Here is a 10,089-nt window from a genome sequence, read left to right as displayed (position 1 = left end):
GTGGATACACAGGTCATGCGGATACGGAGCCTCGGTCTGGTTCCAGGTCTCCAGCAACAAGGTGCGCTCGGCTGGCGCAATCAAATCAATGCGTGATACCGACTGCGCTGCATCAGCAACCATCGCGCGCAGCATTGCGAGCAAATAGCCTTTATGTCGCTCAATGGTCGCAGCATCGAATAGTGCTGTGGCATAGTTAAATGAGCCAACAATGGCGCCATCGACCTCGCTCAATTCAAGCTCTAGATCAAATTTGACCTTATCGAACGCCATGGGGACTGGCTCAACGCGTACGCCGTGCAGATCAAATATCTCCGCATTGTTGCTCTGCCAGGCAAACATCACTTGGAACAGTGGCGTCTGATCGAGCCGTCGAGGTGGCTGGACAATCTCCACCACCTGCTCAAAGGGCAAATCTTGATGATCCTGCGCCGCCAAGGTGGTGTGCCGCACACGGTCGAGCAACTCGGCGATAGTCGGGTCGTCTGACAGATCGATACGCAACGCCAGGGTGTTAACGAAGAAACCAATCAGCGGCTCGATCTCGGCACGATTGCGGTTGGCTGTGGGCGCGCCAATTACCAGGTCTTCCTGACCGCTGAGGCGTCCCAGAACCGCAGCCCAAGCACTGAGCACAGTCATGAACAACGTGGTGTTGTGTTGTCGACTCAATCGCTTGAGGCCTTGAGTCAAGGCAGTATCGAGTTGCACCTGGACACTCGCCCCTGCAAAGGACTGTCGCGGTGGGCGCGGGTAGTCGGTGGGTAAGTTAAGCAATGCTGGTATACCGGCCAGAGCTTGGCGCCAATAGTCAACTTGAACTTGCATTTTGGGGATCCATGACGTTACGTGTAGATGCACTGGCCACCGATTTCATCAAGACACCGGTTGAAATAGAAAAATCGGCAGCGCCCCTCGCACCTTCAGCAGGTAGACGATGGTGCGTAAGTTCCAAAAAATTAGGAAGCCACGAGCGCAGGCGATGGCGCCCTTTATGTTGGCTTTAATCGACTCAGCTGCGACGGGGGCTTGGTGGGAGTATGGCGGATGCCATCGCGATGCGTCGGGAAGATCTTCGCCAAACGCTTGCGCGGGAGGTCGACAGCGCCGTGACCAGCTGTCTACCCATCCATGAACAGCCACCTGCCGATATCGGCGCCATACCATGGTGCCACGAAGAATCCCTATCACGCGCCAGACGCGCGATGTTCGACCCGGACTGGCGCAGCCAGGGCACAACGATTTCGCGCCGGCTCCTGCCACCCACATATTTACTTTCGTAGAAACAGGTGATCTTGAGTGCCAGCTCCTAAACCTCGTCCGCCCCCTGCAGCCCGTCAACCTCCTCGTTGACAGGGTTGATAAGATGGAACGATTGAAGAATGACAGCTGCAGGGGTTCGCGCCCTCCGGCGATGTAACCTCTGCGTCGGAGTGCGTCCGGATAGCCGTCATCCATCGATAGCGCCGCCACGAAGATGCCGCCGCCCTCTGCCTTGAAGCCATCTTTCAGGTTCAATAACCGCCCGTGCGAAACAGCGCTATCGATGTGCTTCCCGTCAACGCCAGCCATATCCGCCCACGCACAAGCCGCATCGACATAGATCTCAGTAGCAGCAAGCTCTAAGCGCACTAACTTGGCCTGCCAAGGCCCGCCCAAACCCAGCGCCGCCGTGACAAACTCGGTCATTACGCCCGACACCGCACGTCCTCACTGTAAAAGGTGAGCACGAACGCCATACCCCTTGTACCAAGCAGACATTGCCATGCCAAGAGGCGCAGATCCCATTTTGGCCGCTGTAACCTTTGCATCAGTGCAATTGGCACTTGAATCCCTTCAGAGTTTGACATGGACTTTTCTAACTCATGACTTACTGAGTAGCGACGAAATTCAACATGAAAGCCTCAAGAAATCTCGGACTCCAGCCTACTGCACTTACATACGCGTAATGGCAGCACACTTGGACGCGTATGGAACACCAAATCCACCTCGGACTAGCTAGACCTCGGACTTGCTAGCTACTGCTGTCAATGTCAACACTAGCGTGTAGAAACACCCCAAGCGCTGCCCAGGAAACCTTAGCTACGATTGATTCAGGGCGCTTGGATAAGTGGCGTGTGCCAGAGCTGTTGTGTTTTTGCCCCGTATTGAACTCCTACTTTCTTTGATACAAGTAATACGTAATATCGTCAACCATCAGTGGACTCGACCCGATCCCTATGAGTAAGCTTTCCCGTCAAGCAGACATTTCAAAAGTAGAGCTCTTGGCGGCTCGTTGGCGGTACTCGACGGGTGGACTTGCCTGGGTACCGTAGACACTTCGGGCCTATGATTGGACTTGCCTGGGTACCGTAGACACTTCGGGCCTATGATTTGAGCATAGGAGGAAGTGCCATGAGTAGTCAGCGATACACCCCGGAATTTAAAGACGAAGCGGTTCGACAAGTGCTCGAACGCGGCTATTCGGTTGCCCAGGTATCCGACCGACTCGGCGTGTCGGCCCACAGCCTGTATAAGTGGGTCAAAGCTGTCAAACCGGATGATTCAGAGCGTAAAGCATCCGAGCTGATCGAGGCCAAAAGCGAAATCCTTCGACTGCGTTCTCAGCTGCGTCGTACCGAAGAGGAGCGCGACATCCTAAAAAAGGCCGCAAGGTACTTTGCTCAGCAACCCGAGTGAAGTACCGCTTCATCAACGACCATCGCCATATGCACCGGGTCGCCACCATGTGCCGTGTACTGCGTGCTTCGCGCGCAGGCTTCTATGCCTGGTTCCACAAGCCCCTGTCCGATCGCGCCATCGAGGATCAACGCCTGCTGGGATTGATTCGGGAGTCCTACGCGGCCAGCAGCGGCGTGTACGGCTATTTGCGCGTGTTCGCCGATTTGCGTGAGGCCGGAGAAACCTGCAGCAAGCACCGCGTGACTCGGATCATGCGCGAGAACAAGATCAAGGCATTACGCGGTTACAAGGCGCCACGCCGCATCGTCGGTCGACCTTCGATCCTGGCACCAAATCGGCTCAATCGGGCATTCACCGTCGATCACCCTGATCAGGCGTGGGTCACCGACATCACCTACATCCGGACCTGGCAAGGGTGGTTGTATCTAGCCGTGGTCGTGGACCTGTATGCGCGCAAGGTCGTGGGCTGGTCGATGAAGCCAACCCTGGCCCGCGAGATCGTATTGGACGCCTTGCTAATGGCCGTGTGGCGACGCAAGCCCAAACAACGCGTGCTGGTGCATTCGGACCAGGGTACGCAGTACGGTAGCGACGACTGGCGACGATTCTGCGCCGCCCATAACCTGGAGCCGAGCATGAGCCGACGCGGCAATTGCTGGGATAACGCGGTGGCCGAATCGTTTTTCAGCAGCCTGAAAAAGGAAAGGATCCGCAAGCGCGTCTACAAAACCCGCGACCTGGCCCGTGCCGACATCTTCGATTACATCGAGGTCTTCTACAATCGGAGCCGTCGACATAGCCATCTCGGCGACGTCAGCCCCGAGGCCTTCGAGCGGGCCTTATTGTGAGGGTCGGGAGTGTCTACGTAGCCGGGTAAGTCCAGTCGCATTTTTTCCTATCAAGTCGAACACATTAATCTACGCTAATTTATAGCGGTTGAACTCAAACCCCCGCGCACTTGAAGTCAAATTTTTGTTCAGACCCAATACGTCCTTGCCTGACACTAGTACAACACCATATTTAGACAACGACAATCGACTGCCATATTCCTCTATGACATCGGTGTCCGGGTAGACTTTGACAGTTGCGGGAACATATCGCGCCGTGAATCCTAGTCGCGTCTTATTTGTAGTCGAATTTGGAAAAGATGCGTGCATCAAAGTAGACCAAAATATTACGAATTGACCGGCGCGCATCTCTATTGAAACCGCTTTGGACTCATCTGGAACAAAGTTGGGATCCTTCTGAAGGTTTCTGTAATCGTATCCAAAGAAACCCCGCCTGACACCACCTTTATCGATCCTGTTTTCAAACTCAGGAGCATACTCCATGCCAAGAGATTCATCGTAAAACATTTCTTCATGCGTTCCAGGAATAAACCGAAGACAACCGTTGTTTTCGGTCGAGTCGGTAATAGCAGTCCAAACGGTTATTGCGCCACCAAATTTTTGGGCAGTTGGCCATATGATTTGCGGTGCACCTGAAGCATGCGCAAATGTGTCCGCCTGATGCCAATCAGTGCCCTCGTCACCAGGATATTTCGGAAACATTTCAGATCTCCAACAAGTGATGTCTGGACCGAGAATATTCCGTAGCTTGTGAATGATTTCTGGTCGCATTATGTGCGCGCTAAGAAAGTCCACATCCAGATGGCGATCGTAACCGGCGAGACGACTCGTGTGATCTAATTTATAGATAGCGTGCGATCGATCGAACAACTGGGCGCGAAGTTCCTGATAGTCCTGCTGGATAGCTTCATGATCATAAAGATCAAATGGACCTATATAACCATTTAGTTTGAATCGCTTCAACTCGTCATTGCTCATACTAAAATCGCTACACATCACAGCCTCTCCGAGTTTTGGACTCAGCAACTTCATGAGACCACTTCCGTGCATGTGTAAATCTTCCTACCAACCAACCAGTCATCTTCTGCCCCTTTTAAGACCTAGGTATAATTAAGAGCCTTATCCCATTTTCTCCAGCCTGCTGAGAATTGCCGCATCTAGATTCTTGGAGGAACCATTGCCGAGCGCGCGGCTTCTTGTGATGCACGGTCACCATATGCTTCGATCCACTCTTTCATCGTTTGCAACCGCATCAGTTCACTGGTAGGGACGGACACTCCAAGCTCCTCCTCAATTGCAAGTTGCAATTCAATAATAGTCAGAGAAGAAACTCCTAGTTCAAAAAACTTATCGTCCTCCCTTATATTTTCCATTATCTTCCTTTTTCGAAACAATTCAATTATCGTCTCTCGAATATATGCGTCCATCACAAGCGCCTCGTAAGATGATTTTCTATGATACTGTACGTTTCCGATCTAATTTTCCGTTTACGGTGACCGATAACAATTCGTCAAACACAAAACGATCGGGAATGGAATAGTCCGGTAAGACCATTCGCAATCGTTCCTTAATCTCACCGAGATCCGAACTAGCTCCCTGTCGCAAATTGATGTGAGCTATCAGAAGTTCATCGCCAGCCTCTTCCTTGTGAAGACTGACCAAGGCATCTACAACTTCCTTTAATTGAAGTATAGCTTGCCTGACCCCGTCTAAAGATACTCTAAACCCTCGAACTTTAACGAGATTATCTCTCCTACCAATAAACTCCAGTTCGTGGTTGATGTTTTCCCTGACCAAGTCCCCAGTACGATATATCAGACCGTCGCATATCTTTTCGTCATGGAAGAAGCTTTCAGTTACATCACCATTCAGATAACCTAAGGCTACTCCTTTACCGGCAACGAACAGCTCCCCTACCTCCCCCTCTGCAACCGGAGCTAAAGTCTCGTCGAGTATAAATATCTCGGTTCCCGAGACTGCTTTCCCAATTGGCACACCCTCAAAAGACGGGCGATTTTTAGTCGTAATATTATGGCAGCATGTAAACGTCGTATTTTCAGTTGGACCATATCCGTTAATAATTCTGATGTTAGGCAATGCATCAAGAACTTTATTGATTATGCGCGGGCTAAGCACATCACCTCCCGCCAACAGTGTCTTCACTGATCTGATCGAATCTATATATCGATCACCTATTATGTGAAAAAGAGCTGCAGTAAGCCATAGAATTGTAATACCGTTCTTTGTCGAATCCCTCTTCAGCGCATTTGGGTCAAACACAATTTCGGAACTAAAGACTAGCGTTGCGCCATTAAGGATCGCGCCCCATATTTCAAAGGTTGAAGCATCAAAAGCCGGGGACGATAGTTGTAGAATATTGTCATCAGCTGATAATTGTATGTAGTTTGTATCGACGACTAGTCGCATCACTGCCCGATGCGGGACCACTACCCCTTTAGCCTCGCCTGTTGAGCCGGAGGTGAACATTACATACGCTTTGTCCTCAGGCCGCGACGAAACAGACAACATGGATTTATCAGAAACAACGTGGGGATAGGCATTGAGAGCATTTATGCAAATAACCTTACGATCAAAACTCCAAGGTTCGGCACTCCGGTTAGATATTATATGGGTGACCCGTGCATCTTCCATATATTTCCTTTTGCGGGAAGATGAGATGCTCTCTTCAAGCGGCAAATAGGCTGCCCCTGCCTTTAGTACGGCAAGCATCGAAATGATCAAGTCCGCTGATTGCCTCATCGACAAAGCAACCACATCAGAGTGAATCACGCCGGCTGCTATAAGGTCATGCGCGAGAGAGTTAGCTCTGGCATTCAATTCCTCATAGGTAAGACAGCCGTCTCGCCACTTGACTGCCACCTTCTTCGGAAACCGGTCAACTATGTAATCTACACGATGATGAATACACATGCAGTCTATTCCATTAGCTTTGCTGCGCAGTAAGGTAATTCCACAGAACGGCTAGCGTTTTAGAATCTTCTCGAAGGATACCGTAATGGTCTGCATTAATGTCTACGTATATCTCGGCATTCCTCATCAATTTATGGATCTCACGGGTACTTTCCACATTAACTTGAGCGTCTTTATTTCCGGTGAGAAGAAGACTTCTATGTGTTATAGATTGCGCTAAACCTCTGAAGTCTATAGCCTTATAGGCCAAATAGTTCATAGCATGCCGATGTAGATAATGTAATTTGGTAAACGGCATGTCGATTCCTTTTGGCAGATTATTATTTGTTAACGGGCGCTCGCTGTTCACTTTTTCAAAAACTTGACGGGCGTGCCCCTCACTTTTAGCCGCAACGGATAGCAGGCGATCCATGTCCTCGGCAAACTGCGTTGTGCATGATTCATCGTCAAGTAGCACGTACTCGCCATGCACCAAAATCAGAGTTGAGACCAACTTAGGAAACCTACTTGCAGCTGCCAAAGCAATGCCCGCGCCCGAACAATATCCCACTAAAATAGCCCGAGAAACCTGACATGCACGAAGAACAGTCACAAGGTCTTTGACATGATTTTCGACTGCGAAGTTATCCAAGCTTGTTTCTAGCCCCGGAGGATCGAGAATCAGCCTCGACTCCCACGACACTATGTCATAATGAGGCTGATAAAATCGGAAGAAAGCGTCTGCAAGCTCGATTCGCAACCCAAACGGCATCGCCAGAACAATACACTCTTGGCGGGACGCATTGGTATATGCATATTTGAGTGGAAAACCATCATGTGTCAATTCCGTTTTTACTAACATTAGTAAACCTTCCTTTCAATCAATAGAGCTAACGTTAATTTTCTTTAGATCTGAGAACAGGTGAAGGAGGTTATTGCATCAATACTGGATCTCGGGGCGCTCCTACTAGTGCGGAAACGCACCGCTCACGTGTACCAACGGACTTAACACTTACTCATGAACCTCTCGCTTCTTCTCCAATTTTCGTGTTGGCATCTTGAATAGAATTCAATACATAATCCATAGCACGTGCCACCACCTCGCCAGGAAAGCCGATACGATCTAGCAGTCGGATGGCATTGCGCTCGGTGGCCGCTCCCACGATTAGCTTATAATCAAAGAATCCATCAACATCCGGGTTCTCCTGAAAATGGTAAAGATCGAAGCGCTCAGACAAGGTCTGCTGCAATTCAACATCGTGAGTTGTAACCATTACCATGGCGTCGATGGATAGCTTCTCAAGCACGGCCCGCGCAATAGCAATTCTCTCAACGGTATTGGTTCCACTAAAAAGTTCGTCAATGATGAAAATGCCGCTGCGTTGCTCCCTCGCATATTGGATGAATGATCGCAGCGTTTCAATCTCCGAGAAATAATGGCTCTTGCCGGACTCGACTGAGTGCTCGCTACGAATTGAAGCCATTACTCCTGATCGTGGAATGCTTGCCTGCGATGCTAGACAAAAACCTAGGGTGCGGCCGAGAATGATATTAGTTCCAACCATCTTGATCATAGTGGTCTTACCAGCCATGTTCGAACCGGTAATCAATGCAGATCGGCCATCGAGACTCAACGTATTACTTACAGGGTTAGAGAGCAGGGGATGATAGCCGTTCTTAATATCAATCCGCTGCTTGTCCAGGATGGCAGGCTTGCAATGATCGGGAAAGCACTCCAGCGAAGAGGCGATCGCAACAGCTGCATCAATCGAACCCAGCAATTCAAAGGTAGACTGTAGTGTACCGCGCTCCTTAGTAAACTGCTTAACAGTAAGCATATAAACAATCTGCTCGAATAGGAAAACTATATTGAGCCAAGTCTCAGCGTACTTTACAAATTCTAATTGGAGTAATGAAATCCAACGAAAACTTGCCCTCGCCCGCTTGCGGAGGTGTCTCTCTTGACGTAGCTGCTGCATAACATCGAATGTCGCGACACCCCGTCCGATATCGACTAGTGCATCAGCCACCTGCAACAAGCCAAGACAACCTTTCAAGGCCTCGTTCTCATGGCTTCGCATCCAGGAAATCCGCAGAATGACTAATCCGTTAACGGCAATGATTCCCAAAAGCATCCATACCGACAATGCAGAGACAATCACTGCGGCCAAGGTGGATAGGCTGCAGAGACTCCACAAAACTAGAGGTAACGGATGCCTTACCTGTTCTGGTGGTTCGCCGAACAAGAAGTCAACGATCTCAGCATGAGAGTCATCCTGCAGCGGAGTGAGCGCGAGCTGAATGTTCTCTCGAAGAGCATTGTTTGACTGTAGCATCTCGGCAAGAGCATAACTTTGGGCGAGTTCCTTGGGATCATCGACATAGTTACGCATACGAGAGAACAATATCTGGCTACCCAGCGGAGTAACCGTATTATCCAGTCGGGAAAATATTCTTGGAAACTCCAGATCAACCCAAGTCTTTTCGTCTACATAGGCTGAAGATACCTCTCCCCGGGTCAGATCGAAATGAGCACTTGGGAGCCAAGCCCGTTTGTTACTAGGTTTGCCCCATCGCGCCCGAATCTCTCTTAGCAACTTTCGCCTGGGGAAAATTCGGTCAAGCAACCCCCTTCCGATCAACGACAACACATTTTCTTCCGACATAACAAAAGCTGCCCTCGCTACAGCACTAAGCGCGATATCGACAATCAATCCTTCCAAATGAAGATTGCACTGTCGTGCTTCAAGATACCATCGCCGTAGCAGACTGTTGGTTGGTCAATTCGCAAAGGCTTGGCGATGTTGCCCCAAATGGCTTCAACCGCGGGGATGTGCAACAAACCTTCATTCATAGCCTATGGGTGCACTTCCACGCACTGCCTTCCTCATGCCGGCAACGGTTTACACTATTCATCCAGTCCACTTACCAGTTTGTGGCAGTAAGCAGGTAAATTCAAGATGGCGCACTTATTCGGACCTTTGCAAGCCCATCTCGCGGCAGCTTGTGCAGTTCTCTGATGCTCTTAAGCTGATACGCCCAGGGTTCTGTAGACACTCAGGACCCTCATTGCGCGTAGCGCCGTTCGAACTCTACAGGCGACAGGTCGCCATTTGAACCATGCCGGCGCTTGAGGTTGTAAAACATCTCGATGTAGTCGAATACGTCAGAGCGCGCGGTCTCCTTGGTCGGGTAAATCCTGCGCCTGATCCGCTCTCGCTTGCGCAGGCCGAAGAAGCTTTCCACCGGTGCATTGTCATGGCAGTTGCCTCGCCGGATCATGCTGCAGGTCAGGCCATGTGCGGACAGAAAGCTTCGCCAGTCATCGCTGGTGTAGACCCGTAAGCTTCCCCGTCAAGCAGACATTTCAAAAGTAGAGCTCTTGGCGGCTCGTTGCCGGTACTCGACGGGCGTCAGATCGCCCAGCGAGTCATGGGGGCGTTGCTCGTTGTACTCGATGGTCCACCAGTAGGCCGCTTCCCGGACATCCTCCAGTCGCAAGAACAGATACTGGTCGAGCACTTCTTCGCGGAAGGTGCGGTTGAATCGTTCAATGTAGGCGTTCTGGTTGGGCTTTCCAGGCTGGATGTCCCGGATCGCCATGCCGTGCTCCTTGGCCCACATCACGAGCGCCTCTCCCAGAAATTCG

The 10,089-nt window shown here is 50.6% G+C and carries 8 protein-coding genes and 1 pseudogene; 1 reads left to right on the top strand and 8 read right to left on the bottom strand.

What is annotated here, in order from left to right; genetic code table 11:
* The coding region (locus BTJ49_RS14980; protein WP_240601858.1) for a condensation domain-containing protein at positions 1–828 on the bottom strand (828 nt) is incomplete at its 3' end.
* Between the two features lie 1,566 nt (positions 829–2,394).
* Between BTJ49_RS14980 and BTJ49_RS14970 the strand changes: the two genes are divergently transcribed.
* Positions 2,395–3,530 (top strand): IS3 family transposase gene (locus BTJ49_RS14970; RefSeq protein ID WP_206098439.1). Its coding sequence is split into 2 segments (ribosomal slippage): positions 2,395–2,638 and positions 2,638–3,530, totalling 1,137 coding nucleotides; the frame shifts between segments, so codons are not numbered across the junction.
* A 69-nt stretch (positions 3,531–3,599) separates the two neighbouring features.
* Here the strand turns inward: BTJ49_RS14970 and BTJ49_RS14965 are convergent.
* From BTJ49_RS14965 to BTJ49_RS14935, 7 genes and pseudogenes are all read right to left on the bottom strand, one after another.
* Positions 3,600–4,562 (bottom strand): chlorinating enzyme, encoded by a 963-nt coding sequence (locus BTJ49_RS14965; RefSeq protein ID WP_206098438.1) that lies wholly within the window; start codon positions 4,560–4,562, stop codon positions 3,600–3,602.
* A gap of 125 nt (positions 4,563–4,687) precedes the next feature.
* Positions 4,688–4,957, bottom strand: a complete 270-nt coding sequence (locus BTJ49_RS14960; protein WP_206098437.1) for an acyl carrier protein — start codon at positions 4,955–4,957, stop codon at positions 4,688–4,690.
* Positions 4,958–4,982: 25 nt separating this feature from the next.
* Entirely contained in the window at positions 4,983–6,461 is a 1,479-nt protein-coding gene (locus BTJ49_RS14955; RefSeq protein ID WP_113066234.1) for an amino acid adenylation domain-containing protein, read from the bottom strand.
* A 13-nt stretch (positions 6,462–6,474) separates the two neighbouring features.
* A complete protein-coding gene (locus BTJ49_RS14950) occupies positions 6,475–7,302 on the bottom strand; it encodes an alpha/beta hydrolase (RefSeq protein WP_113066233.1) in 828 nt (275 codons plus the stop codon).
* Positions 7,303–7,456: 154 nt separating this feature from the next.
* Positions 7,457–9,163, bottom strand: coding sequence for a hypothetical protein (locus tag BTJ49_RS14945; RefSeq protein WP_146742376.1), 1,707 nt, complete (start codon positions 9,161–9,163; stop codon positions 7,457–7,459).
* A gap of 343 nt (positions 9,164–9,506) precedes the next feature.
* Positions 9,507–9,794, bottom strand: a pseudogene (locus BTJ49_RS14940) (IS3 family transposase); the annotation flags it as partial.
* Positions 9,795–10,089: transposase (locus BTJ49_RS14935; protein WP_240601857.1), on the bottom strand; the 295-nt coding region annotated here is incomplete at its 5' end.

Source organism: Oleiagrimonas sp. MCCC 1A03011, assembly GCF_003267965.1.
Classification (GTDB): Bacteria; Pseudomonadota; Gammaproteobacteria; order Xanthomonadales; family Rhodanobacteraceae; genus Oleiagrimonas; species Oleiagrimonas citrea.
Note: the sequence above shows the minus strand (reverse complement) of the source record. Positions and strands in the feature narration are given on the sequence as shown.